The organism is Halomonas sp. CSM-2 (assembly GCF_002119345.1).
GTDB lineage: Bacteria > Pseudomonadota > Gammaproteobacteria > Pseudomonadales > Halomonadaceae > Vreelandella > Vreelandella janggokensis.
Window position 1 is genome coordinate 1 of record NZ_NBYR01000014.1, and the last position, 24,926, is coordinate 24,926.

The following is a 24,926-nucleotide window of genomic DNA, read 5'->3' on the forward strand; positions in this document are numbered from 1 at the left end:
GAGCAGGACCTCTTCCTGWWGCTGGCCAGCTTCAGGAAGAGGTCCTGCTCCGGGTACTGGCTGCTCAACATCAGCCGAATCGTGCGCGTGTTGCGGGTGATGACAGCGCCGATCTTCAGCAGCTTCAGGCGGAGGGTGTTGACCTGGGCCTGGGCGAAGGCGGTGCGCTTGAGGTAGACCCGGCGCAGCCGCTCCAGCAGCAGGTAGGCCAACCCCGACAGCAGCAGTCGGTACTGGTTGGGCCACCATTCGTGGCAGCTGGTGCGGTCGGAGAACAGGAACTGCTGCTCCTTGATACGGTTCTCCATCTCGCCCCGAGCACAGTAGCGGTGGTCATAGAGCCACTCGGCGCTGCAGCCGCGCAGGCTGGTGACCACATAGCGGGTGTTGAAGCCACGCCGGCTGGTCTCGGACTTGACGATGACCTTTCGTCGACGCTCCTTCCAGCTCTTGGCAGCGTACTCGATGAAGCCGAAGACACGCTCCTTCTCCCAGGTCTTCTCGAAGCGGATGGCCGACGCGTAGTCGATGTTCAGAGCCAGCTTGGCCAAGCGCTTGTTGCCGGCGAGGCCGATGATGTAATCGACGCCGTGGCGGTCACACCAGTTGAGGATCAGTGGACGGCAGAAGCCGCTGTCGCCTCGGAAGACGATCTTCACCTCAGGCCACGCCTGGCGCAGCCGCCGGACCAACAGGGCGAGGATGGCACCGGCGTGGTGAGCGGCATCCAGCGAGGCCGGACGCAGATAGCTGACCAGCAGCTGGTCGCCACAGAATACGAACAGCGGCAGGAAGATGTAGTGGTTGTAGTAGCCGTTGAAGTGCCGCCCGAGCTGCTGGCCATGCACCCGATCGTCGGTGGCATCGAAGTCGAGGTAGAGCGGTTTCTTGGGTGGCCGCCGGAACGAGCGGATGAACTGCTCGATCATCTCTTCGTGGATGGTGATCGCCCAGTCCCGGTCGGCTTGCTGCTCGAAGCGGCACAAGGTGGACTGACTGGCCAGCACGCCATCGGTATCGACGGCGGTCTGCAGGGCGATATCGTGACGCAGGGCCTGGTGGTCATTGAGATCCTCATAGCCCAGCGCCAGGCCGAACACGCGCTGCCGGACCAGGGTTTCGGTGCGATGCAGGCAGCGCTGAGCGTCGCGCTCGTCGCTGAGCCGGCGAGCGACGGCGCGGGTCAGGCCCATCTCGCGATCGAGCTGCCGCAGCAGCAGGATACCGCCGTCGGAAGTGAGATCACCGCCATCGAAACGGGCGATGACCTGACGGCCTTTGCAGCGTGGAAAGGAAGCGGACGGCGTGGTACATTTTGTCATGGCGGCTGAGGCGGTTGGTTCTTGTGTAGGAGCTTGAATTATAACCGATTTTCAGCCGCCTTTTTCATGTCTTATGCAATATCCAGGATAGCGGTCGGCGGCTTCATTCAGCATCATGCGCAATGGCGTCATGATGTGGTTGATACGACTGGCAGAGAGCTTCTTGCCGCTCCGGGAGTTAACTTTGGCGAGTGATGCCCGGAACTCAAGAATTTCTGCACGGGTGATGCTGCCGACCTCTTTATGCCCTAATGCTGGCAAGATATGGCGATCCAAACAGCCCTGCACCGTGACGATCTGCGACTCACGCCATTCGATTTCTTTCTCCGCAAACCACGTCTCTGCAAACTGCTTCAGCAATGGCGTCGCCTGATACCCCCCGACGGCCGTCAGTGCCCGTTTGCTTAGCGTCTTCGCTCGTGGGCTATCCGGAAAATAGCGCCCGTAATCAAACGAGCCCAGCGTAATCTCCGCTTCGATCTTCTCCAGGATCCGCTCTAACTTCTTACGGTTGGCAGCTGTGTTATCCAGAGAGGTCTGCTCGCGGCAACGTTTTCCCAAATAGCGAAAGTCAAAATACAGCTTGCCGGTTTCTTGGCGTGTAGCAATTTTACCCATGACATACACCCCCACCCGCCATCGGTACACCGATGCTTTCCTCTTGCGAATGCAGCTGCATATCGCGCTCGATCGGCTCCCACAGAAATAGAATCTTGCGGCCGCCAAATGGGCGGATGTAGTGAATACCTTCCAGCAACACGTCGTCTTTTAAGCACTCACGGATGGTGCGCGCATCGTATTTGATACGCTCAGCAAGCTCACCCGTTGTTAAGTAGTGAATAGACATCTTATGTCCTCTTTAGCGGCTTTATGTAGCTTACACGCTACATAATAGACATCGAAAAGATGCTGTCAAGCTACTTTTGTAGCTTTTTCTCAACATAAGATGCGGTAGACCACTGTATTTGATAGGATGCGACCAATATCAAAAGGTCATTTCCCATGATTCGATTTCGTTTAAAAGAGCTACTTGCTGAGAAAGGCTTTCAAGAAAATCGGCGGGTTACGCTTGATGAGGTATCACAGGAAACCGGCATACACCGGACAACACTTTCCAAAATTGCCAATCAACGTGGCTACAACACTGGCACAGAAAGTATTGATCGTTTATGCGCGTATTTCGACTGCAAGGTCGAAGACATTATCGAGTATGTGCCCATCTCAGATACGCCCAAATCAGCTGATTAACTTTATAGCCAAGGAAGCAACATGATCCTCACCCTCAACCAGCTGGAACGGCACCTGTTCAAGGCAGCCGATATCCTGCGTAGGCGCGGACGCCTCTGAGTTCAAGGAATACATATTCGGTATGCTTTTCCTGAAACGCTACTCGGATGTCTTCGAGCAGCGCCAGCAGCTCGCCCAAGCAGGCAAGAGCGAGATCGACATCGCCAACGTCATTGAGATGCCGAGCTGGTACAAGGCGACCTCGTAAGGAGTACGTCAATGGCGAGGGGTTTCTCTACCTTGGGCGCAGCTACCGGCTGAAGCGGGTGCCTAGCGATACTCAGGACACCCCATTGAAGCTCGTCGCCGGGCGCTTCCAACTGCGAGAGGACATCCTGGCCGACGCCCGGGAACATTTCGTCCGCTGGTACAGCGCCCGCGCCAGCGACTGGCTTACCACCAGAGTAAAGGAGCACGCCCGGCGGATGGGCGTCGAGCCCGCCGGCGTGACGGTGCAGGATCTCGGCTACCGCTGGGGTTCCTGCGGCAAGGGCAACCGCGTCTACTTCCACTGGAAGACCATCCTACTGCCCCGACATATCGCCGAGTACGTCGTGGTACACGAACTCGTCCACCTGTACGAACCCCATCACACCCCCGCCTTTTGGCGCCGCCTAGAGCGGGCCATGCCAGACTATGAGCAACGAAAGAGCTGGCTCTCCAGACATGGGATTGAAGTGGAGGGGATATAGGGCTTTCTTAGATGTGACCAAGCCTGTGACTACTAAAAGCCAAAGGTCACCGAGAAAAATGCTTACCACGAGTGTGGTTAAGATATTGTGGTCACGATGTGGTCACAGGATGGTCACACGCAAAATAAAAGGGCTCACGCATTAACGTAAGCCCTTGAAATCGTTGGCGCGCCCGGCAGGATTCGAACCTGCGACCCTCGGCTTCGGAGGCCGATACTCTATCCAACTGAGCTACGGGCGCTTAGGGGGCGTATCCTACCCGCGCGGGCGGGCTGTGTCCAGCCGCGGGAGCGCTTAGCGGCTTAAGTCAATTGACCCTTTTCAGTTCCTTGGTGCATCCTTAACGGGCATCTCTGAACCTCAAGAACCGGGAACACAATAAAATGAAAACATTTGTACGTAGCACGCTGGCACTGGGCATCTCACTGGCGCTGGTAGGTGCCGCTAATGCCTCCGTTGACGATATGGACCCCGTTACCCTGCGCCTGGCGCATGTGGTTAACGAGCAGGATGGCTTCCATATCGCCGCCACCAAGTTTGAAGAGCTTGTTGAAGAACGCACCGACGGCAAGGTGGATATCGAGATCTACCCCAACGCCTCGCTGGGCGATGAGCGTACGCTGCTCGAAGGCATGCAGATCGGCACCGTCGATATGGGCGTGATCACCAACGGGCCTGTGGCCAACTTTGTCGAGGAAATGGCGGTGTTTGAGCTGCCGTTCCTGTTTCCCTCACCGGAAGCCGCCTACGAAGTCCTCGATGGTCCCATCGGTCAGGAGCTGCTGGACAAGCTCTCCGAGGTCAACCTGAAAGGCCTGGCCTACGCCGAGCGTGGTTTCCGCAACCTGACCAACAGCGAACGCCCGGTCAACGCGCCGGAAGATATCGATGGTCTGCGCATTCGCGTGATGGAAAACCCGGTATACACCGATACGTTCCGCGCCCTGGGCGCCAACGCCATTCCCATGGCCTGGACTGAAGCCCTGACGGCCATGCAGCAGGGCACCATCGACGGTCAGGAAAACCCGGTCAACGTGATCCACTCGTTCAACCTGGACGAAACCCAGAACTACATGACCCTGTCCCGGCACACCTACGCGCCGGCGATTTTTGTCATGGGGTCTTCCGTGTGGAATCAACTCCCCGAAGACGCGCAGGTGATTCTGGAAGAAGCCGCTCAGGAAGCGGCCGAGCATGAACGCCAAGTCAACGCCGAGATGGAAGCCGAACAGCTGGCCGAGCTGCGCGAGGCAGGCATGGAAATCAATGACTCGCCGGATATCGAGGCCTTCCAGAAAGCCGTGCAGCCTGTATACGACGAATACGCCGAGCAGTTTGGTGACTATCTACCGCGCATTCGGGAGGCATTGGAATAAGTGACCCAACGCACCCGCGCGCTGATCGCGGGGCTGCGCCGTGTTGAGCACGGGCTGGATGCCATCATCCAGCCCGTGGTGTTTATGGCCATGGCGGCCCTGATTGGCGTTATCACACTACAAATCATTTCCCGCGTACTGTTCACCGCCGTGGAGTGGACCGAAGAAGTCGCCCGTTTTCTGCTGGTGTGGTTGACGTTTCTTGCCGGCACCCTGGCGTTCCAGCGCGGCCGACATATCGCGGTCGCCTTTGCCGTCGATGCCCTGCCCGCTCGGCTTCGCCTGTTAGCGCGGCTGCTGGCCTCATTGGTGGTCGTGGCGTTCTTGATTGCCCTGGCGGTGATTAGCGTGGAATACATGCAGGTACAGAGCTTCCAGAAGTCGGCGGCGCTGCGCGTGTCGATGTCTTATGTCTACGCCGTGGTGCCCTTCTGCGCCGCCGTGATGGCCTGGTACGCCCTGGTCGATGCCGTCGAACTGGTCGTCACTGGCGATACCCACGAGCCAAGGGAGACACCGTCATGACGATGCTCCTGTTCGGGCTGTTTTTTGCCTTGATGCTGCTCAACGTGCCCATCGCCTTTGCGATTGGCGCCAGCACGCTGTTTGCGCTTTATCAGGCGGGCGTGCCGCTGATGGTGGTGCCCCAGCAGATGTTCCAGGGGATTAACTCCTTCGCCCTGGTGGCAATCCCGATGTTTATTCTGGCCGGGGATTTAATGGCCCAGGGTAAGGTCAGCGAAAAGCTGGTGAGCTTTGCCGATTCATTGGTGGGCTTCATGCGCGGCGGGCTGTCGCTCGTTTCGATCATGGCGGGGATGTTCTTTGCCGCCATTTCCGGCTCGGGGGCGGCCACCACCGCCGCCGTCGGTTCAAGCCTGGTGCCGGAACTCAAGCGCAAAGGTTACGACCCCGCCTCCGCCGCCAGCTTGATCGCCGCCAGCGGTACCATTGGCGTGGTGATTCCGCCGTCGGTGCCGATGATCATCTACGCGGTGATCGCCCAACAATCAGTTTCCAAGCTGTTCTTGAACGGCTTTCTGCCGGGCCTGGCGATGGGCCTGGGGCTGATGGCAATCGCCATTACCCAGGCTTATCGGCGGCAGTACCCCAAGGGTACACCGCTGTCTTTGCCTGTTATTCTGCGCACCTTCAAAGACGCCAGTTGGGGACTGATGACGCCGGTGATTATCCTTGGCGGCATCTTCTCGGGCATCTTCACGCCGTCTGAGGCGGCGGTGGTCGCGGTCAACTACGCCATTATGGTGTCGTTGTTTGTGTATCGCGATTTAACGATCCGCAATGTGTACCAACTGCTGATTCGCTCGGCGATGACCACGTCGGTGATCATGCTGGTGATTGCCATGTCGGCGGTGCTCAGTTGGACGCTGTCCAGTTGGCAGGTACCTGGGGCTATTGCCCAGTCGGTGCTGTCGCTGTCCACCGACCCGTACGTGATCATGCTGCTGATCGTCGCGGTCATTCTGCTCACCGGGGTGTTTATCGAAACCGCCAGCGCGTTGATCATTCTGACCCCTGTGCTGCTGCCGCTTGCGCTGCAGTTGGGCATCGACCCGATCCACTTTGGCCTGATTATCGTGGTGGGGCTGTCCATCGGCATGATTACCCCGCCGGTGGCCATCAACCTCTATGTGGCTTCCTCGGTGACGCAACTGCCGCTGGAGCGCATCACCCAGGCTATTGTGCCATATCTACTGGGGTTGATCGGCGTACTGCTATTGGTGGTTTACGTGCCGATGTGGCTTGGCTGGTCGGGCTGAGTTGATAAATGCAGGGGAATCGTTATTCCCCTGCGGCCAGATCACGCACCGGCTGGCCTGTGTCAAAAGCCACGACGTTGTCGAACGCATCGCCAAAATAGAGCTCGTAGCTGTCTTTTTCGACATAGCCCAGGTGCGGCGTTGCCACGACGTTCGCCAGTTCCAGTAACGGGTGCGCCCGCACCGGCTCGTCATCGAACACATCCACGGCGGCCATGCCTGGCCGCCCGTCGTTGAGAGCAGCTTCAAGCGCGCCGTCTTCCACCAGCGGGGCGCGACTGGTGTTCACCAGCAGCGCCGTGGGCTTCATGGCGGCGAGGTTTTCGGCGGTGACGATGCCGCGGGTTTCCGGGTTTAGCCGCAGGTGCAGGCTGAGCACATCGCTGCGCGCGAAGAAGTCCGCCTGGGAATCCGCCACCTCAAGCCCTGCGGCCGCGGCTCGTTCACGGGTCGTCTCCCGCCCCCACACCAGCACCTCCATTTCAAACGCCTGACCGTAACGCCCCACCAGCTGGCCGATCTTGCCGTAGCCAAAAATACCCAGCGTGCGGCCTTTCAAGCCGGTACCCAGCGTCCGCTGCCAACGCCCGGCCTTGAGATTATTCACCTCGTCGGGGATATGCCGCATAGCAGCCAAGATCAACCCCCAGGTCAGCTCGGCGGCGGCATAGGGCGAGCCGGTACCCGCCAGCACGGTCACGCCGTGCTGGCGGCAGGCCGCCATGTCTACATGAGCCGCCCCACCGCCGGTCTGGCTGATCAATTTGAGCTTGGGTAGCCGCGCCAGCAACGACGCGGTTATCGGTGTGCGCTCGCGAATCAGCACCAGCACCTCGGCGTCTTGAAAGCGCGCCACTAACTGGTCTTCATCGGTCACCGTGTCGTTATAGACGGTGACCTGATGACCTGCCAGCTTGGCAAAGGCATCCAGCGTGCGGACACAATCCTGATAATCATCGGGAATCACTACCTTCATGAGCGCGTTTCCTTGGGGGGTTCAGAAGCAAGCGGGGTAGCGCCTTTAGGCGTAGGGGTCGCAAAACGCTGCCACGCGAAGATACCTGCTATAACGGCAATCCCGGCGACATCGGTGATGGCTTGCCCATTGATCAGCATCAGGGCGGCGAACAGCAGCAGTCCACGTTCTAACCAGGAACATGGGCGCGCAAAATAGCCGATGGTCGATGCCGCCAGGGCAATAATACCCAGCACCCCGGATGCCACTGCCATGCCAATTTCCAGCTTCGTGCCTTGGCCCAGAAGCGGCGGGTGGTAAATGAACATGAAGGGAATCAGGAAGCCGCCCAGCGAAATCTTGGTGGCCGTCAGTGCCGTACGGAACCAGTGGGAACCGGCAATCGCGCCACCGATATAAGCCGCCAGCGCGACAGGCGGCGTGACGCCTGACAGAATCGCGAAATAAAGGATAAACAGGTGTGCCGAAAGACTTGGCAGCCCCGCTTCGATAAAGGCCGCCGCGACCACCGATGCCGCCAGCATATAAGCGGCGACCGTGGGCAGGCCCATCCCCAGAATAATGGCCACCACCATCGCCAGCAAAAGCGTGATCAGCACATCACCGCCGCTCACCATGACGATCAGCGAGGACACCTTGAGCCCCAGCCCCGTTAGGCTGATCACCGCGGCAATCAGCGCGACACTGCCGATAATGACGGCAATCATGGCCGCTGTCATGGCACCGGCTTCGAGGGCCGCCGGCAGGGATTTTACCCGCTCCCATAGCGTTCCCTGACTGCGTGGCGATACCAGATATAGCACCATCGCCGTGAAGTACGCTGCCACCGCGGCGGTTGTCGGTGTATAGCGCAGTATCAGCATGGTAATCAGCACGATCAGCGGCAGCAGTAAGGTTTCTACGTTGAAAAACCCTTCGCGCAAGCTTGGCCGCTGGTCTTTGGGAATCGGGTCCAGCCCTAGGCGCTTGGCTTCAAAATGCACGCTCATCCAGATAGCCAGGTAAAAAAGCAGCGCCGGTATCAGGGCAGCACTGATAATGTCCAGGTAGCTGGTCGATATTACATCGGCCATGACGAACGCAGCCGCGCCCATGATGGGCGGCAGAATCTGTCCGCCGGTCGATGCCGACGCTTCAGTCGCCGCGGCAAAACGCGGGCTATAGCCGCTTTTCTTCATCAACGGAATGGTAAACACCCCGGTGGTGGCCACATTGGCCGCCGTGCTACCGCTGATGCTGCCAAACATGGCACTACACAAGGTAGCCGCTTTGGCGGGCCCGCCTGCCATTCCGCCGGTCGCGGCGGTGGAAAGCCGCATGAACGTATCGCCGCCGCCGGTCGTGACCAGCAGCGCTCCAAACATGATGAAGATGACGATCACCGTGGAGGAGGTGCGCATCAGACTGCCAAAGATGCCAGTGGGGCCGAGGTAGAAAGTCGCCACCAGATCGTCCCAGCGAAAGCCGCCGTGGCCCCACACGCCGGGCAGGTGTTGCCCAAAGGCTGCATACGCCAGGGCGATCAGCACCAGGATCGGGAAGGCCAGACCGATAGCGCGGCGACAGGCTTCCAGAAGCAGCAAGATCGCACTCACGCCCAGTATTAGATCCAGCGCGGTAGGCGTTAGATAGCCCAGCTGATAGATGATGCGGTCGAAGTGATAAACGTAGTAACCGCTGATCACGACGCTCATGACAATCGGGACAAGATCAAACCAGGGGATCTTCTGGGCATCCCGTACCCGGCAATGGTAAGCCAGAAAAATCAGCGGCATTGCAAACAGCAGGTGAACGGCGTTTTGCGTATTCACCGGCCCGGTAACGGCCGTATAGAGGTGGAAAATCGCCATCGCAACGGCGGCTGTGCGCACCACCACAAACCAGAAGCCCGAGAGCTGTCGCTTGCCCGAATCCTCCTGATACTTTTCAACAACATTGGGATTCTTAGCGGTATCCATGGGGGGAACTCCCGCGCCGCCCGACCAAAGACGGTCGAGCAACGCGTCAGGCTGATAGCTAACGCCCCCACCGGGATACCGGCGGGGGCTCAAGAGTGTGCTTACTGAGCTTCAGGCGGAATGATGTCTTCCGGAATGTCCAGACCCAACTCCTGATAATAGCGCAGCGCACCGGCATGCAGCGGGAAGGTGGCGGTATCCACCACGGTCTGTGGCTCAACGCTTGCCGCTGGCTTGAAAGAAGCAGCCACTTCGTCGTGGTTTTCCCAGTACGCCTTGGTCAGTTCATACACCGTATCGGCGTCAAGCTCGGTGCTTGCCGCCACGCCCATGTAGATCCCCAGTGACTGGGCTTCGCTCATCCCGGTATAGGTATCCGCCGGTACAATGGCAGGCGAAAGGAAGGGCAACTCTTCAATCACGGTCTCCACCTGTTCGTCCGTCAGCGACAGCAACTGTAGCGGGCGTGAGGAATGCACCTCGGTAAACAGCGGGATCGGCGGCACACCGTTGTAGCTAAAGCCCACCAGGCGACCATCGGTAACGCCTTCCGCCGCATCGTTCACCCGCATGCGCTGGAAGTCCGGCTCGATATTGAGGATGCCAAACACCTGCTCGGTAATGTACTCGCCGCCCCCACCAATGCTGCTGGGGTTAAAGCGTTCGCCGTTCAGGTCTTCAAAGGTTTCGATATCGCTATCCTGGCGAACCGCCCAGTGCATGGTGGACGGCGCAATCCAGTAAACGAGCCGCACATCCGGGTTGGGTGTATCCTCGAAACGGCCGACGCCGTTATAGAGCTCATACCCCACAAGGGCTTCGGTGAACGCCAGGTCAAGCTCGCCGTTATTCAGTCGTATGGCGTTTTCACGAGTGCCGCCCGTTTCACGTACGGTAATTTCGTAATCTGAATTGGCGCTTATCACGCGCGCGCCTTCCGAGATACCAAAGAACCAGCCGGTACCGGTGGGCACAGCGCCCATGTTAAGCGCGGTCTGTGCCTGAACAGTGCCTGTCGTAAGCGCACCAGCGACCAACAGGGAAGCGGGCAGTAGGTGGCGTAGTTTTATTGCAGTCATTGTTATTTCCTCTCAGCGTCGGGAAGCATGTTGTGCTGTTGTTTGCTGTGGGAGGCCAAGGTCGCGCCCCTCCCGAAAACTCACCAAGCAGGGGAACATCGCTTGATGGTTGCTAGAGTGATAGCGCTAAAGGTGGGTAGCTGTATATTGGTGATTGATGAACCTGCCTTCTCCAAACGCGAAAGCTGGACGAGGAAAGTGCACAACAGCTGACTTGGAGAGCCAGACAATCAACGCACCGCCGCGGCATTCACCAAATGGTCGACCAACACCCGGGCGGCCATGGAGAGCTTGTCTAAATCTTTCACATAGATACTCAGCCGACGCCGTGCCCAGCTGTCCCGGATCGCCAACACCTTGACGTTGAGGCCATCGACGTACTGACGAATGGCACCGCGGGGCAACACGCCGATTCCCAGGCCTTCCTGGACCATCAGGCATAGCGCGTCGTAGCTGGTCACCTGAATACGGATACGCAGTGTCTTATTGACCATGCTGGCGGCGCGCATAATCTCCAGATTGATGGCACTCGCGGTATGCAACCCCACATGGGGATAGTCCAGGCACTCGCGAAAATCGATCTGCTCCCGCTCGGCAAGCGGATGCTGCTTGGGGACCACCAGCACAAGGTCATCAACGTGGTAGGGAAACTCGATGAGGTCGTAGCCATGCAGCAGTTGGGCGCAAACCCCGATATCCGCGTTGTTGTTCATGACCTCGCGGGTAATGATGGGGCTTACTTTCTCTTCCAACTGCACGCCAATATCCGGGTGCTGCTCGAAAAAAACGCGCATTTCGTTGGGCAAGTATTGCGTGATCGCTGACATATTGGCGAACACCCGCACCATGCCGCGTTGACCACTGGAATAGTCGCGCATCTGCAGATCGAGGTCTTCCAGATTATGCAGTACGCCACGGGATAGATTCAGCAGAGCACTCCCGGCGGGCGTCAGCACGATGCCTCGATTGTTGCGCTTGAGCAGTGGCGTGTTGAAGTAGGCTTCCAGCTCGCTAAGCCGCTTGCTGACGGCCGAAGTCGCCATGAACGACGCATCGGCCGCGCCGCTGATGGTGCCCGTTTCAGCCACGCGCACAAACAGTCTGAGTGAGGTCGGGTCGAGTTTCATAGCAGCTGTCGCGCCAGGTCGGTGATGTCCTCGGCGACGAAATCGAAGCGGGGATCAATGGATAAATCAGGTGTGGCGTCGGGTCCGTGCTCCAGGGGACGCTTGATAAAGGCGGTGCGCATGCCCTGCCGATAGGCGGCCTGGAGGTCATCCTGATGCGCCGCCACCATCATCACCTGCGACGGCTTGAGGTCGAGCAGTCGCATTGCCATCTGATACACCTCCGGGTCACGCTTGTAGTGCCCGGCGAGCTCCGATGACAGCACGCAGTCCCAGGGCAGGCCAGCATGGCGCGCCATGTTCACCAGCAGCGAGACATTGCCGTTGGATAGCGTGGCCAACACATAGCGCTGTTTTAGCTTTGAAAGCCCCTCAGCGCTGTCAGGCCAGGGCGTCAAGCGGTGCCAGACCCGGTTCAAATGGTCTTTTTCGGTTTCATCCAGACAGCCGGCCAGGCCATAGTCATCGAGCAACCGGTCCAGCGTCATCCGATGCAACTCGTCCAGCCGAGTCCATGGCAGTTCACCCTGGCGCACGCGATCCATCGCCGGTGCATAGCCTCCGCGCCACTCGTCAGCAAAGCGTGCCCAGTCGATGTTGAGGCCCTTGGCGTCACCCAACTGCTGGCCTTCCCGAATGACACTACTGCGCCAGTCCACCACCGTGCCAAAGACATCAAAGGTGAGGGCTCTCACCTCGCTTGCAATGCTCTCGGTCATGCCCTTCTCCTGGGTTGTGATGTTCATGCACGTTATCGCTTTGCCGATGCGTTTAACATGGTCGGTTTTAAGCTACAGAGGCTGTTCGGGGGTATGAGGCGCCAACAGGTGATCGACCAGGTGGCGGGCCACCAGCGGCAGAGTGGCGTAATGACGCATTCCCACCACCAGCTCGCGCTTGGCCCACTCGTCGGCCAAGGGGATCATGCATAACTTTAAATCTTTCAAATCGCGATACAGCGTCTGCTGGGGCAATACACCAACGCCCATGCCGTAATGAATCATGCGGCAAATCGCATCAAAGCTGCGTACCTGAATTCGCATGCGCAGGGTTCTTCCCGCCTGGCTGGCCTGCTCATGCAGGAGCGATTGTAGCGACGTGTCCTGTTGCAAGCCTACAAAGTCGTATTCAGCGGCCTGATGCAAATGCAGCTGCTGATGAACAGCCAGCGGATGATCCTGCGGCGTCACCAGGACCAGCTGATCGCGCCGGTAGGGCTTTACCTCCAGCTCATCCGCCGCCACATGGCTGGCAAAAATGCCGATATCGGCCACGCCATCGCGCACGGCGGTAATCGCTTCACTGCTGGTACGTTCCTGCAGGTCGATCTTGATCTGCGGGTAGGTCAGGGCAAAGGCGCTTAAATCCTGGGGAAGAAAGGCGATGATCGCCGAGGTGTTGGAATGGATGCGCACATGACCGCGCACCCCTTCGCCGTATTCGCTCAGCTCGGCCTGCATTCGCGCCACGTCTTCGAGAATGCGTCGGGCATGGTGTAAAAACGCCCGGCCTGCCGGGGTAAGTTCAACTCCCCGGGGGCGGCGATACAAGAGTTCGGTGCCCACCAGCGCCTCCAGGTCGCTGACACGCTTGCTGACCGCTGCCACGGCAAGGTGTTCACGCTCAGCGGCGGCGGTGAGCCGCCCCTCATCGGCAATGGCGACAAACAGTTTCAAGGTAACAAAATCAAATCGCAGCATCGCGCTGACCGCCCTGCTATTGGGGTAAAAGAACGTACCTCGCCATCTTAGGCTTCGTCCATGACGAACACCTAGTTCCTGATTGCTTAATTGTTCTCACACGCCAGCTCGCCGATGCTAGGTGGAAAACAAACTGACAATAACGGCATCAACAGGGTTATCAGGAGCTCTTATTATGACCACGCGCCAGCTTCCCCTCGATGGACTGAAAGTCGTAGAGCTTGGCCAACTGATTGCAGGCCCGTTTGCCACCAAACTTCTCGGCGAATTTGGCGCTGACGTGATCAAGATCGAGCCCCCCGGCACCGGCGACCCTCTTCGTAAATGGCGGATTCTCGAAGAAGGCACCTCGCTCTGGTGGCATGTGCAAAGCCGTACCAAGCGCTCGGTAACGCTCGACCTGCGTACTGAAGAAGGCCAGGAAATGGTGCGCCGCCTGGCGGCAGAGGCGGATGTCATCGTTGAAAACTTTCGCCCCGGCACGCTAGAGGGCTGGGGGCTTGGCTATGAAGCACTGGCCGCGCATAACCCCGGGTTGATCATGGTGCGCGTTTCCGGCTTCGGCCAGACCGGCCCTTACCGTAACAAGCCAGGGTTCGGGGTCATCGGTGAGGCGATGGGCGGGCTGCGTTACCTGACCGGCCAGCCGGATGAACCCTCGGTAAGGGTCGGCGTCAGCATCGGTGATTCGCTATCCGCGCTATACGCCGTGATAGGCACGTTACTTGCTCTTCAGGAACGACAGCGCAGCGGCCTGGGGCAGGAAATTGACGTCGCGCTCTACGAGTCCGTCTTTGCCATGATGGAAAGCCTGCTGCCCGAATACGATGCGACCGGTCATGTCCGCGAACCCAGTGGTAGCGCACTGCCGGGCATCACGCCCTCGAATGCATACCGTACGCAGCAGGGTGACTATGTGCTTATCGCAGGCAACGGCGACAGCATTTTCAAGCGCCTGATGCAGGTCATTGGCCGCGACGACCTCGCGCAGAACCCTGCCATGGCGCATAACGATGGCCGTTCCCAGCATGCCCAGGCAATCGATGCCGCTATCGAGGCCTGGACCCAGACCCGGGAGCGCGACGAGATACTGCGCCTCCTGGAGGAGGCGCGCGTGCCGGCAGGCTACCCCTACACCGCTGCGGATATTGCCAACGACCCGCACTACCTGGCCCGCGAAATGATTCAGACCGTGACGCGTGCCGACGGTCGTTCGCTCAAGGTGCCGGGCGTCCTGCCCAAATTGAGCGCCACGCCCGGTAGGCTTGGGCAAGGTGGCCCGCCGCTGGGTGCCCATACCGATGAAGTGCTTGACGAGTTGGGCATCGATACCGAAACCCGTGAAAAACTGCGCCATGCAGGCATTATCTAACCTTGAGAGGGCACGATGGAGACGCTACAAATCAACGAAGTCGCTCCTCGGGATGGCTTTCAGAGCGAATCGCGTTTTATACCCACCGACCAGAAGGTGGCGTTGATTGATGCCCTGACCGCCACCGGCATTGCGCGCATCGAGGCCACCTCTTTTGTGTCGCCCAAGGCGATTCCCAACCTGCGTGATGCCGCCGAGGTCGTCAGCGCCATTCAACGTCGTCAAGGCGTCGACATAACCGTGCTGGTACCTAACCTGAAAGGTGCTGAGCGTGCACTTGCCTGCGGTGTCGACGAGATCAACCTGGTGATGTCGGCAAGCGATGCCCACGGTCGGGCCAACCTGCGCATGACGCCCGAAGTGTCACTCCAGCAGTTTGCCAACATCATTAATACCGTCAGGGGCAGCGGCGTGTTTATCAACGCCTCGCTGTCGACGGCCTTTGGTTGCCCGTTTGAAGGCAATGTGCCTGAAGCGCGGGTACTCGACCTCATCGAACAACAGCTGGCGCTGGGCGTAGAGGGTGTCACGCTCTGCGATACCACCGGTGTTGCCAATCCGGTTCAGGTGAGCGCGCTGTGTGCTCAGGTACTGAAACGCTTCCCTGGCGTACCGTTTACGCTACATTTTCATAATACCCGGGGCATGGGTCTTGCCAACGCGCTGGCCGCCTGGCAGGTCGGCATTACCCGCTTCGATGCCTCGCTGGGAGGGCTGGGCGGCTGTCCCTTTGCCCCCGGCGCAACGGGCAATGTGTGCACGGAAGACCTGGTACACATGTTTGAGCAGATGGGCGTCAACACGGGTGTCAATCTGCCCGCGCTGCTTGAGGCCTGTGCCACTCTCCCCGATTTGATCGGCCACGACACCCCAGGGCAGGTAGGCAAAGCAGGCAGCGCCGATCGTCGCTATCCCCTGCCTGCCCAGGTGTAACGCAACTCCACCGACGGAGAATAACAATGACTCAGTCCGCGACATCCGCCCAACCCTTGAACCTTTCCCAGCAGTTAATCCAGCGCCATCTCGTCAGCGGCGAGATGATCCCGGGTAGCGAAATCGCTCTGGAGATCAACCAGGCGTTGCTTCAGGACGTGCTGGGCACACTGGTCATGCTGGAACTCGAAGCCATGGGACTGGACCGTGTCCATACCCAGCCCAGCGTGCAGTATATCGACCACGGTCTGGTACAAGCGGACAACCTGAACGCGGAAACCTACCTGTTTCTGAAAAGTGCCTGCGAGCGTTTCGGCGTGTGGTACTCAGGCCCTGGCAATGGCATCAGCCACCCGGTGCATATGGAAAACTTCGGCGTCCCCGGTCAGTCGATCGTCGGCTGCGACAGCCACACCACGGCGGCAGGGGCGCTGGGGATGCTGGCCATTGGCGCAGGCGGTATTGAAGTCGCCATGGCCATGGCGGGCGAACCACTGTATATCACCATGCCCAAGATCTGGGGCATTAAGCTGGAAGGCCAACTCCCCGACTGGGTGTCCGCCAAGGACATCGTTCTCGAGCTGTTACGTCGGCACGGCGTTGCCGGTGGCAAAAACACGATGATCGAATATTACGGCCCCGGGCTTGCCCACCTTTCCGCCATGGACCGCCATGTATTGGCGAACATGGGCACTGAAATGGGCGCGACGGCCACGGTCTTCCCCAGCGACGAAGAAACCCGTCGCTTTCTGGCGGCTCGCGGACGGGAGAGTGACTGGCAGCCACTGGCCGCGGAACCCGGCTGTCGCTACGAACTCAACGATCATCTTGACCTCGCGACCTTGGAACCCATGATCGCACTGCCTTCCAGCCCGGATAATGTCGTCACCGTTCGCGAAGCGGCAGGCCAGCCACTCCATCAGGCCTATATCGGCTCTTCAGGTAATCCGGGATATCGTGATTTTGCGGTCGTGGCGGAAATCGTCCGCCACCGACAGGTGGCCGACGGTGTCTCGCTGGACATCAACCCGTCTTCTCGTCAGGTACTCACCACGCTGATTCAACAGGGTTATCTGGCTGATCTTGTTGCCAGTGGCGCGCGACTCCATCAGGCAGGTTGCAACGGCTGTATCGGCATGGGCCAGGCCCCAGCCGTGGGGCTCAACAGCCTGCGCACGGTACCGCGTAATTTTCCGGGGCGCTCGGGCACACGGGAAGACAGCGTTTTTCTATGCAGCCCGGAAACGGCGGCTGCCTCGGCGCTGGCCGGGGTCATTACCGACCCACGAACGCTTTCCATGGCGTATCCGCGCATTACCGAGCCAGACAAGATAGTCATTAACCGTGCGCTGTTTAACGCGCCGCTGCCTGTTGAAGAAGCCCGCCTCAAGCCCCTGCAAAAAACGGACAACACACCGGCATTACCGGCGTTGAGCCCCCTCCCCGATACGCTGGAAGTACCCGTATTACTGGTCGTCGGCGACAACATTTCAACCGATGACATCATGCCTGCCGGTCAGCGGGTGCTGCCTTACTGGAGCAGCATCTATGCGTCGGCCCCTTTCACGTTTGAAGCCGTCGATGACACCTACGCGACCCGCGCTGACACCACCCGCACCCAGGGCGGTCATGTGATTATCGGCGGTGTTAACTACGGCCAAGGGTCAAGTCGCGAGAATGCCGCGCTGGTGCCCCGCTACCTGGGCTTGCAGGTGGTGATCGCCAAGAGTTTTGCCCGCATTCATTGGCAGAACCTGATTTGTTTTGGCGCCTTACCGCTTACCTTTTGCCACCCCGAAGATAGCGAGCGCTTGAGTCAGGGAGACGCTATTGTGATCAAGGATCTTTACAACCAACTCGCCAAAGGCGATGACTTGATCGCCGAGGTCCCCGGCAAGGGGACAATGACCTTGCACCACGGGCTGACGGAGCGCCAGAAAACGTTGATTGCGCAAGGCGGCGTCATTAATCATTTGCGTGAGCGTAATGCTCAACAAGCGACGTCGACCAGCGGCTAATCAGCGCCCGGCAGATAACCATCGAAAAGGGTTTGTCCAGTGACAGGCCCATGATCAACCAGTACCCCCTTATAAAAAGCTGCCGATCTCGATCACGCCGCCACACTGGCTGGGGCTATAGCCTGGCAGACACTGCACCGCTTCCTGGAAGGAAGCGCTGCGCAACACCTGCAAAAAGTCGGTAAATTGCGACTCTTTCAGGGAACGATGATGGCACGCCAGCAAGTAGTCTTCAGTGGCCAACGGCACAAAATCTAGCCCGAACCGCTGCGCGGCGGCCTCGACACCAAAGCCAACATCCGCCATGCCCGCCGCCACATAGGCCGCTACCGCCGAGTGGGTGTACTCCTCAACCCCGTAACCATTGACGTTGGCGGCTGAAATACCGGCCTCGGCCAGCAGACTGTCCAGCAGTTCCCGGGTTCCGGACGACGCCTGCCGGTTGATAAACGTCACCGGCCTGTCGGCCAGTGCGGCAACGCCATCAATGCCCAACGGGTTACCTGGCGCCACCATTAGCCCCTGCTGGCGGGCGATAAATCCTATCAGCCGATGATAGCGGGGTTTGAGCAGGCGGCGGTATTTACGCCGTGCCTTTTCCCCCACAGCCCCCCTGGGCAGGTGGCAGCCCGCCAGATCACAGCGGTCTTGGTTCAGGGCTGCAAGCGCTTCCACCGAGCTGCAGTACTGCAGATAAAGCTGCAGCTCACCTAGATTCTGCGGCAGCAGCTCTATCGCAAACCCGTGGCTGGCGTGGAGGCGCAGGACGGGGTGCACGCCTTCCTGGTGCTGCTGAATGGCAAGGTTCAGCTCGGAGCTCAGGCTATCGAGCTGCAGGCTTAACCGAGCGGTGGCGCGCTGCTCGGCCCATAGCAGCTTCTCACCCAGCGGCGATAACCGCGCCCCTCGCCCCCGCGCCATTTCTACCAAAGTCACACCAAAGAACTCCCCGCCCTGGCGCAGTAGATTCCACGCGTGGCGATAGGAAATCCCCGCTTCCTCGGCGGCATGGGTCAACTTGCCGTGGCGATGAACCGCCCCCAGCAGGCGCAAAAGGTTGGGATCGAGCCGGTGCCCCTCTTCATCGCTAAAGCACCAGGTCGGCGTTACCTTGATCCGTTTCATAGGCACACTATTTCATATTTTTCAGTCGATAACTTGATGCTAGCTTTGTCTTAACCGTGATGCACGTCTTTTTAAATATGAAAAGCTGTGCATATTTAAAACATAATAAGCAGTTGTGAGGTGGGCATCATGAACCATTCCCAGGCGTGGGCGCCGCAGGCAATTCAGGCCGAGGTCGACGCCCTGAAGCACAAGCCCGGCGCCCTACTGCCGATCCTCCACGCCCTTCAGGATCGCATCGGCTTCATCCCAGAGGCAGCGGTACCCATCATCGCCGATGCCCTCCACCAGACACGTGCCGAAGTGCACGGTGTCATCAGCTTCTACCACCACTTTCGCACCACGCCGCCGGGGCGCCACGTCGTGCAGATCTGCCGTGCTGAGGCGTGTCAGTCGGTCGGGGCGCGCCAGCTCGAAGCCCACGCCAAGGCGCGTTTGGGGGTCGATTACCACCAGACCACGGCGGATCGCGAAATCACCCTCGAAGCCGTTTACTGCCTGGGCAACTGCGCCTGCGGCCCGTCGATCCGCGTGGACGACAGCATACGCGGCCGCGTCACGCCGGACGCCTTCGATGAATTGATAGATGAGCTACAAACCCGGCCGCTGGAGGTGATGGGATGAGCATTCGCGTTTTTGTCCCCCGAGATACCACCGCGCTTTCACTGGGGGCCGATACGGTCGCCAGCCGACTGGAGAAGGAGGCCGCCGCACGCGGCCACCCCATCACGCTGGTGCGCAATGGCTCCCGCGGTCTTGCCTGGCTTGAGCCGCTGGTGGAAGTGGAAACCCCCATTGGGCGCTTCGCCTACGGCCCCGTAACGCCGGGGGATGTAGCGGCGCTGCTCGACAACGGCTTGCTCGAAGGTAGCGTCAGCCATCCCCTGGCACTGGGCCCCACGGAAGAAATTGACTACCTCGCCCGCCAGCAGCGCTTGACCTTCGCGCGTATTGGCATCACTGACCCGCTGTCGATTGACGACTATCGCGCTCACAGCGGTTTTTGCGGCCTGGAGGCAGCCCTGCAACGCGAGCCTCAGGACATCGTCGAGGAAGTCAAAGCCTCCGGCCTGCGCGGTCGCGGCGGGGCGGCCTTCCCCACCGGCATCAAGTGGCAGACCGTGCTTGATACGCCCGCCGATCAGAAGTACATCGTCTGCAATGCCGATGAGGGCGACTCCGGCACCTTTGCCGACCGGCTGGCGATGGAGTGCGACCCTTACATGCTGATCGAGGGCATGACCATCGCCGGGCTCGCGGTGGGCGCGACGCAAGGCTATATCTACCTGCGCTCCGAGTATCCGCTGGCGAAAGAGATCCTCGACGAGGCCATTCGCCGCGCCGAGAGCACCGGGTATCTCGGCGGCGACCTCCTTGGCAGTGGCCACGCCTTCCACCTGGAAGTGCGTCTGGGCGCCGGTGCCTATATCTGTGGCGAAGAGACCTCGCTACTGGAAAGCCTCGAAGGCAAGCGCGGCCTGGTGCGTTTCAAGCCGCCGCTGCCCGCCATCGAGGGACTGTTCGGCCGCCCTACGGTGGTCAACAACGTGCTCTCGCTAGCCGCCGTACCGTTCATTCTGGCCGAAGGCGCCGAGGCCTACGCCAATCACGGCATGGGCCGCTCGCGGGGCACCCTGGCACTGCAGCTGGCGGGCAACGTCAAGCGCGGCGGTCTGGTAGAGCTCGCCTTTGGCACTACGCTGCGCACGCTGATGGAAGACTTCGGCGGCGGCACAGCCAGCGGCCGCCCGCTACGTGCCGTGCAGGTAGGCGGGCCACTATGCGCCTACCTGCCCGAAAGCCAATGGGACATGCCGCTGGATTACGAAACCTTCGCCGAGGTGGGCGCAGGCGTGGGGCACGGCGGCGTGGTGATGTTCGATGACAGCGTCGATATGGCCGAGCAGGCGCGCTTTTCGATGGAGTTCTGCAAGGTGGAATCCTGCGGTAAGTGCACACCGTGTCGTATCGGCTCGACCCGGGGGGTGGAGGTGATCGACCGCATTCGCGCCAACGACAATCGCGACGCCAACCTCACTCTACTCCACGACCTTTGCGAAACGATGGTCGACGGTTCGCTCTGCGCCATGGGCGGCATGACCCCCTTCCCGGTGCAGAGCGCCCTGAAACACTTCCCCGGCGACTTCCAGCGTCCGGCAAATGGAGACAGATCATGATTCAGCACTTCGACCCCAGCCAGCATGCCGGCAACGCTGGGCATTGCAAAGACCTTGGCACGCCCTTCCCTGCTCAGACCATCGGCACTGCCTCGGTGAGCCTTGATATCGACGGCGTGACGATCAGCGTGCCGGAAGGCACGTCGGTGCTGCGTGCGGCGGCGCTGGCGGATATCAACATTCCCAAGCTGTGCGCCACCGATAGCCTGGAAGCCTTTGGTTCTTGTCGGCTGTGCGCCGTGCAGGTAGAGGGGCGCCGGGGCTTTCCCGCCTCCTGCACCACGCCGGTGGTGGAAGGCATGAAGGTAACCACCCAGAACGAGCGGCTCGCCAAGCTGCGCCGCAACGTAATGGAGCTGTACATCTCCGACCACCCGCTGGACTGTTTGACCTGCCCGGCCAACGGCGACTGCGAGCTGCAGGACATGGCGGGTAGCGTCGGCCTACGTGAAGTGCGCTACGGCTTTACGGGCGAGAATCATCTGGAGGCGGTCAAGGACGAGTCCAACCCCTACTTCACCTTCGATCCCAGCAAGTGCATCCTCTGTTCGCGCTGCGTGCGCGCCTGCGACGAAGTCCAGGGCACCTTCGCGCTAACCATCGATGGCCGCGGATTCGAATCCAAGGTATCGGCCGGCCAGAACGACGCCTTCATGGACTCGGACTGCGTCTCCTGCGGGGCCTGCGTGCAGGCCTGCCCCACGGCCACGCTGATGGAGAAGAGCGTGATCGACCACGGCGTGCCGGACCATAGCGTGGTGACGACCTGCGCCTACTGCGGCGTGGGCTGCTCGTTTGAAGCCCAGATGAAGGGCGACCAACTGGTGCGCATGGTGCCCTACAAGGGCGGCGACGCCAACCACGGCCACTCCTGCGTGAAGGGGCGCTTTGCCTTCGGCTACACCACCCACCCGGATCGCCTGACCACGCCGATGATCCGCGACAGCATCGACCAGCCCTGGCGGGAAGTCAGTTGGGAAGAGGCGATCGGCTTTGCCGCCAGCCGCCTGAAAGCCATTCAGGCCGAGCACGGCCGCGAAAGCATCGGCGGGATTACCTCCTCGCGCTGTACCAACGAAGAAACCTATCTGGTGCAGAAGCTGATCCGCGCGGCGTTTGGCAACAACAACACCGACACCTGCGCGCGGGTCTGCCACTCGCCCACCGGCTACGGCTTGAAGACCACGCTGGGCGAGTCGGCGGGCACCCAGACCTTCGACTCGGTGATGAAGTCGGACGCGATCATCGTGATCGGCGCCAACCCCACCGACGCCCACCCGGTGTTCGGCTCGATGATGCGCAAGCGCCTGCGCCAGGGGGCGAAGCTGATCGTCGCCGACCCGCGCCGCATCGACCTTTTAAAGACCCCGCACATGAGCGAGGCGCAGCACCTGCCGCTGCGCCCGGGCACCAACGTGGCGCTGGTCAACGCCCTGGGCCACGTGGTGGTCACCGAAGGGTTGGAAGACTCAGAATTCGTCGCCAAGCGCTGCGATAGCGAGGCGTACCATGCCTGGCGCGACTTTATCAGCGAGGCACGCCACTCCCCGGAGGCCAGCGAAGCGGTTACCGGCGTACCCGCCGAGGCGGTGCGCCAGGCCGCGCGCACCTACGCTACGGCGGGCAACGGCGCGATTTACTACGGACTGGGCGTCACCGAACACAGCCAGGGTTCCACCATGGTGATGGGCATTGCCAACCTGGCCCTGGCCACCGGCAACATTGGCCGCGAGGGCGTGGGCGTGAACCCGCTGCGCGGCCAGAACAATGTCCAGGGTTCCTGTGACATGGGCTCCTTCCCCCACGAGCTACCGGGCTACCAGCACGTGGCCGACCCCACCGCCCGGGGCCGCTTTGAGTCCGTGTGGGGCGTGACGCTCGACGACGAGCCGGGGCTGCGCATTCCCAACATGTTCGACGCCGCCATCGAAGGCACCTTCAAGGCGCTCTACGTACAGGGCGAAGATATCGCCCAGTCCGATCCCAACACCCAGCACGTCGAGGCGGCGCTCACGTCGCTGGACTGCCTGATCGTGCAGGATATTTTCCTCAACGAAACGGCCAAGTTCGCCCACGTGCTGCTGCCGGGTTCCAGCTTCCTGGAGAAGAACGGCACCTTCACCAACGCCGAGCGACGTATCAACCGGGTACGCAAGGTGACGGCCCCGGTCGCCGGCAAGGAAGACTGGCAAGTCACCCAGGATCTGGCCAATGCGCTGGGTTACCCGATGCACTACACCCATCCGTCCGAGATCATGGACGAGATCGCCCAGTTGACGCCAAGCTTCGCGGGCGTCAGCTACGCCAAGCTCGAAGAGCACGGCAGCCTGCAGTGGCCCTGCAACGCCGAGTACCCGCTGGGCATGCCGACCATGCACGAGGTTGAGTTCCCCATCGGCCTGGGCCGCTTTGCGATTACCGAGTACGTGGCTACCGAGGAGCGGGCCAACCGCCGCTTCCCGCTGCTGCTGACGACCGGGCGGATCCTTAGCCAGTACAACGTGGGGGCCCAGACCCGACGCACCGACAACCAGCGCTGGCACGATGAGGACGTGCTGGAACTGCACCCGTCTGACGCCGAGCTGCGCGGCGTGCGCGACGGCGACTGGCTGGGCATTACCAGCCGCTCAGGCCAGACGGTACTGCGCGCGCGACTCAGCGAGCGTATGCAACCCGGCGTGGTGTATACCACCTTCCACCACCCCGGCAGCGGCGCCAACGTCATCACCACGGACAACTCGGACTGGGCCACCAACTGCCCGGAATACAAGGTCACGGCGGTGCAGGTGGAAAAAGTCAGCCAACCGTCGGCCTGGCAGCAGCGCTTTAGTGCCTTTGACCTGGCCCAGCGTGATTACCTGGCCAAGGCTCAGCAGGAGGCGCCATGAGTGCATCGATGAACGACACGGCACCAGCGCCGCAGTCCGCCCTGATGCGCCAGCAGGTGGAAGTGCACCGGGGTACCAACGGCTGGTACGCCGATGCCCAGGAGGATCTTCTGGCCTTGGAAAGGCCGGTGGCGCTGGTCTACAACGGCATTTCCCACGCCGTGATGATGGCCAGCCCCAGTGATCTTGAGGAGTTTGCCCTGGGCTTCAGCCTTTCCGAGGGCATCCTGGCCGATGTCACCGAGTGCTATGACCTCGATATCCACGCAGCGCCCCAAGGCCTCACCGTTCACCTCACCATTGCCAGCCAGCGGATGGCCGAACTCAAACAGCGGCGGCGCAGCCTGACAGGTCGCACCGGCTGCGGCCTGTGCGGCACCGAAGCCCTGGAGCAGGCCATCCGCCCGATTCCCCATGTGGTAGCGCCGCCGGTGAGCGATGGCGCCATTCAGCGCGCCCTGCAGGAACTGGCCGCCCACCAGCCGCTGCAGGCAGCCACTGGCGCCAGCCACGGTGCCGCCTGGTGCAATGCCCAGGGGCGTATCCAACGGCTGCGCGAGGATGTGGGCCGCCATAACGCCCTGGACAAACTGATTGGTGCCCTTGCCCGCGAGGCCCTTCCCCTCGACGAAGGGTTCGCGCTGGTCACCAGTCGCGCCAGCTACGAGATGGTGCACAAATGTGCCAGTGCCGGTATTGGTGCCCTGGTGGCGGTCTCGGCGGCCACGGCGCTCGCGGTGGAGCAGGCCCAGGCCGCGGGCCTGCTACTGGCTGGCTTTGCGCGGCCCGGCCGCCACCTGATTTACCATCGCCCCACGTCGGCGGCGATGGCCCACGGCTGAGGAGAAACGCAATGTCATCGCAACAAGATACGCAGCTGATTCACATGACTAACCAGATTGCCGCCAACCTGGGCGGCGGTCGTGATGAAGAAACGGCTGCCGCGGCCACCTGCCGCCACCTGGAAACCTTCTGGGCGCGCTCCATGAAGCATCGCCTGGTCGCCACACTGGAACGCGAGGATGCTGGGCTTTCACCGCCGGCTATGCGCGCCGTCGCCTTGCTGGCGGAAAGATTGGCCAAGCGCCATAACGGATAATCACCACTGACGTAAA

24 protein-coding genes and 1 tRNA gene are annotated in these 24,926 nt (G+C 60.6%); 14 read left to right on the forward strand and 11 right to left on the reverse strand.

The features are described from left to right. From B7L15_RS13000 to B7L15_RS19580, 3 genes are all read right to left on the reverse strand, one after another. Window positions 1–1,322: IS1380 family transposase (locus B7L15_RS13000; RefSeq protein WP_139839375.1), on the reverse strand; the 1,322-nt coding region annotated here is incomplete at its 3' end. A gap of 51 nt (window positions 1,323–1,373) precedes the next feature. After that, a complete protein-coding gene (locus B7L15_RS13005; protein WP_254902939.1) occupies window positions 1,374–1,940 on the reverse strand; it encodes an Arm DNA-binding domain-containing protein in 567 nt (188 codons plus the stop codon). Then, a complete protein-coding gene (locus tag B7L15_RS19580; protein WP_176243688.1) occupies window positions 1,933–2,169 on the reverse strand; it encodes a hypothetical protein in 237 nt (78 codons plus the stop codon). The genes B7L15_RS13005 and B7L15_RS19580 overlap by 8 nt, the downstream gene beginning before the upstream one ends. A 155-nt stretch (window positions 2,170–2,324) precedes the next feature. Between B7L15_RS19580 and B7L15_RS13010 the strand changes: the two genes are divergently transcribed. From B7L15_RS13010 to B7L15_RS13020, 3 genes are all read left to right on the forward strand, one after another. Then, the gene (locus tag B7L15_RS13010) at window positions 2,325–2,570 is read left to right on the forward strand and encodes a helix-turn-helix domain-containing protein (RefSeq protein WP_085919389.1); all 246 of its coding nucleotides are present in this window, start codon (window positions 2,325–2,327) and stop codon (window positions 2,568–2,570) included. Between the two features lie 121 nt (window positions 2,571–2,691). Then, the gene (locus tag B7L15_RS19845; protein ID WP_254902940.1) at window positions 2,692–2,817 is read left to right on the forward strand and encodes a hypothetical protein; all 126 of its coding nucleotides are present in this window, start codon (window positions 2,692–2,694) and stop codon (window positions 2,815–2,817) included. Continuing rightward, window positions 2,783–3,301: a M48 family metallopeptidase gene (locus B7L15_RS13020; RefSeq protein WP_254902941.1), complete on the forward strand. Its 519-nt coding sequence runs from the start codon at window positions 2,783–2,785 to the stop codon at window positions 3,299–3,301. The genes B7L15_RS19845 and B7L15_RS13020 overlap by 35 nt, the downstream gene beginning before the upstream one ends. Window positions 3,302–3,465: 164 nt before the next feature. On the opposite strand, the gene B7L15_RS13025 is transcribed toward B7L15_RS13020, so the two are convergent. After that, window positions 3,466–3,542 (reverse strand) — tRNA-Arg (locus tag B7L15_RS13025). A 142-nt stretch (window positions 3,543–3,684) separates the two neighbouring features. Between B7L15_RS13025 and B7L15_RS13030 the strand changes: the two genes are divergently transcribed. The 3 genes from B7L15_RS13030 to B7L15_RS13040 are packed head-to-tail and all read left to right on the forward strand — an operon-like array spanning window position 3,685 to window position 6,458. Beyond that, window positions 3,685–4,677 (forward strand): TRAP transporter substrate-binding protein, encoded by a 993-nt coding sequence (locus B7L15_RS13030; protein WP_085919391.1) that lies wholly within the window; start codon window positions 3,685–3,687, stop codon window positions 4,675–4,677. Further along, window positions 4,678–5,202, forward strand: a complete 525-nt coding sequence (locus B7L15_RS13035; RefSeq protein WP_254902942.1) for a TRAP transporter small permease — start codon at window positions 4,678–4,680, stop codon at window positions 5,200–5,202. Then, the gene (locus tag B7L15_RS13040; protein WP_085919392.1) at window positions 5,199–6,458 is read left to right on the forward strand and encodes a TRAP transporter large permease; all 1,260 of its coding nucleotides are present in this window, start codon (window positions 5,199–5,201) and stop codon (window positions 6,456–6,458) included. The genes B7L15_RS13035 and B7L15_RS13040 overlap by 4 nt, the downstream gene beginning before the upstream one ends. A gap of 22 nt (window positions 6,459–6,480) precedes the next feature. Here B7L15_RS13040 and B7L15_RS13045 read toward each other — a convergent pair whose 3' ends face one another. The 6 genes from B7L15_RS13045 to B7L15_RS13070 all read right to left on the reverse strand — a co-directional run bounded on the left by B7L15_RS13045 (window position 6,481) and on the right by B7L15_RS13070 (window position 13,298). Next, on the reverse strand, window positions 6,481–7,434 hold the full coding sequence (locus B7L15_RS13045; RefSeq protein WP_085919393.1) for a D-2-hydroxyacid dehydrogenase family protein: 954 nt from the start codon (window positions 7,432–7,434) through the stop codon (window positions 6,481–6,483). Further along, complete coding sequence (locus B7L15_RS13050) at window positions 7,431–9,392, reverse strand: TRAP transporter permease (protein WP_085919394.1); 1,962 nt, start codon at window positions 9,390–9,392, stop codon at window positions 7,431–7,433. Before B7L15_RS13050 ends, B7L15_RS13045 begins: the two co-directional genes overlap by 4 nt. Before the next feature lie 101 nt (window positions 9,393–9,493). Next, complete coding sequence (locus tag B7L15_RS13055) at window positions 9,494–10,471, reverse strand: TAXI family TRAP transporter solute-binding subunit (protein WP_085919395.1); 978 nt, start codon at window positions 10,469–10,471, stop codon at window positions 9,494–9,496. A 230-nt stretch (window positions 10,472–10,701) separates the two neighbouring features. Continuing rightward, the gene (locus tag B7L15_RS13060; protein ID WP_085919396.1) at window positions 10,702–11,598 is read right to left on the reverse strand and encodes a LysR family transcriptional regulator; all 897 of its coding nucleotides are present in this window, start codon (window positions 11,596–11,598) and stop codon (window positions 10,702–10,704) included. After that, a complete protein-coding gene (locus B7L15_RS13065) occupies window positions 11,595–12,317 on the reverse strand; it encodes a haloacid dehalogenase type II (protein ID WP_085919397.1) in 723 nt (240 codons plus the stop codon). Before B7L15_RS13065 ends, B7L15_RS13060 begins: the two co-directional genes overlap by 4 nt. A gap of 72 nt (window positions 12,318–12,389) precedes the next feature. After that, complete coding sequence (locus tag B7L15_RS13070) at window positions 12,390–13,298, reverse strand: LysR family transcriptional regulator (protein WP_085919398.1); 909 nt, start codon at window positions 13,296–13,298, stop codon at window positions 12,390–12,392. 175 nt (window positions 13,299–13,473) lie between these two features. Here B7L15_RS13070 and B7L15_RS13075 point away from each other — a divergent pair, with 175 nt between their 5' ends. From B7L15_RS13075 to B7L15_RS13085, 3 genes are read left to right on the forward strand one after another with little or no spacing between them, the layout of a single operon-like run. Then, entirely contained in the window at window positions 13,474–14,670 is a 1,197-nt protein-coding gene (locus tag B7L15_RS13075; RefSeq protein ID WP_085919399.1) for a CaiB/BaiF CoA transferase family protein, read from the forward strand. Between the two features lie 15 nt (window positions 14,671–14,685). Continuing rightward, window positions 14,686–15,603, forward strand: coding sequence for a hydroxymethylglutaryl-CoA lyase (locus tag B7L15_RS13080; RefSeq protein WP_085919400.1), 918 nt, complete (start codon window positions 14,686–14,688; stop codon window positions 15,601–15,603). 26 nt (window positions 15,604–15,629) lie between these two features. Beyond that, complete coding sequence (locus B7L15_RS13085) at window positions 15,630–17,621, forward strand: aconitate hydratase (protein WP_085919401.1); 1,992 nt, start codon at window positions 15,630–15,632, stop codon at window positions 17,619–17,621. A 69-nt stretch (window positions 17,622–17,690) separates the two neighbouring features. Here B7L15_RS13085 and B7L15_RS13090 read toward each other — a convergent pair whose 3' ends face one another. After that, entirely contained in the window at window positions 17,691–18,746 is a 1,056-nt protein-coding gene (locus B7L15_RS13090; protein WP_085919402.1) for a substrate-binding domain-containing protein, read from the reverse strand. A gap of 129 nt (window positions 18,747–18,875) precedes the next feature. On the opposite strand from B7L15_RS13090, the gene B7L15_RS13095 reads away from it, so the two are divergent. The 5 genes from B7L15_RS13095 to B7L15_RS13115 are packed head-to-tail and all read left to right on the forward strand — an operon-like array spanning window position 18,876 to window position 24,910. Next, complete coding sequence (locus B7L15_RS13095) at window positions 18,876–19,370, forward strand: formate dehydrogenase subunit gamma (protein WP_085919403.1); 495 nt, start codon at window positions 18,876–18,878, stop codon at window positions 19,368–19,370. Continuing rightward, window positions 19,367–20,923, forward strand: coding sequence for a formate dehydrogenase beta subunit (locus tag B7L15_RS13100; RefSeq protein ID WP_085919404.1), 1,557 nt, complete (start codon window positions 19,367–19,369; stop codon window positions 20,921–20,923). Before B7L15_RS13095 ends, B7L15_RS13100 begins: the two co-directional genes overlap by 4 nt. After that, window positions 20,920–23,811 carry a formate dehydrogenase subunit alpha gene (gene fdhF, locus B7L15_RS13105; protein WP_085919405.1) on the forward strand — a complete coding sequence of 964 codons (2,892 nt, stop codon included), beginning with the start codon at window positions 20,920–20,922 and terminating at the stop codon, window positions 23,809–23,811. Before B7L15_RS13100 ends, fdhF begins: the two co-directional genes overlap by 4 nt. Next, window positions 23,808–24,653, forward strand: a complete 846-nt coding sequence (gene fdhD, locus B7L15_RS13110; protein WP_085919406.1) for a formate dehydrogenase accessory sulfurtransferase FdhD — start codon at window positions 23,808–23,810, stop codon at window positions 24,651–24,653. Before fdhF ends, fdhD begins: the two co-directional genes overlap by 4 nt. Before the next feature lie 11 nt (window positions 24,654–24,664). Further along, window positions 24,665–24,910: a formate dehydrogenase subunit delta gene (locus B7L15_RS13115; RefSeq protein WP_085919407.1), complete on the forward strand. Its 246-nt coding sequence runs from the start codon at window positions 24,665–24,667 to the stop codon at window positions 24,908–24,910. Window positions 24,911–24,926 lie beyond the last annotated feature (16 nt).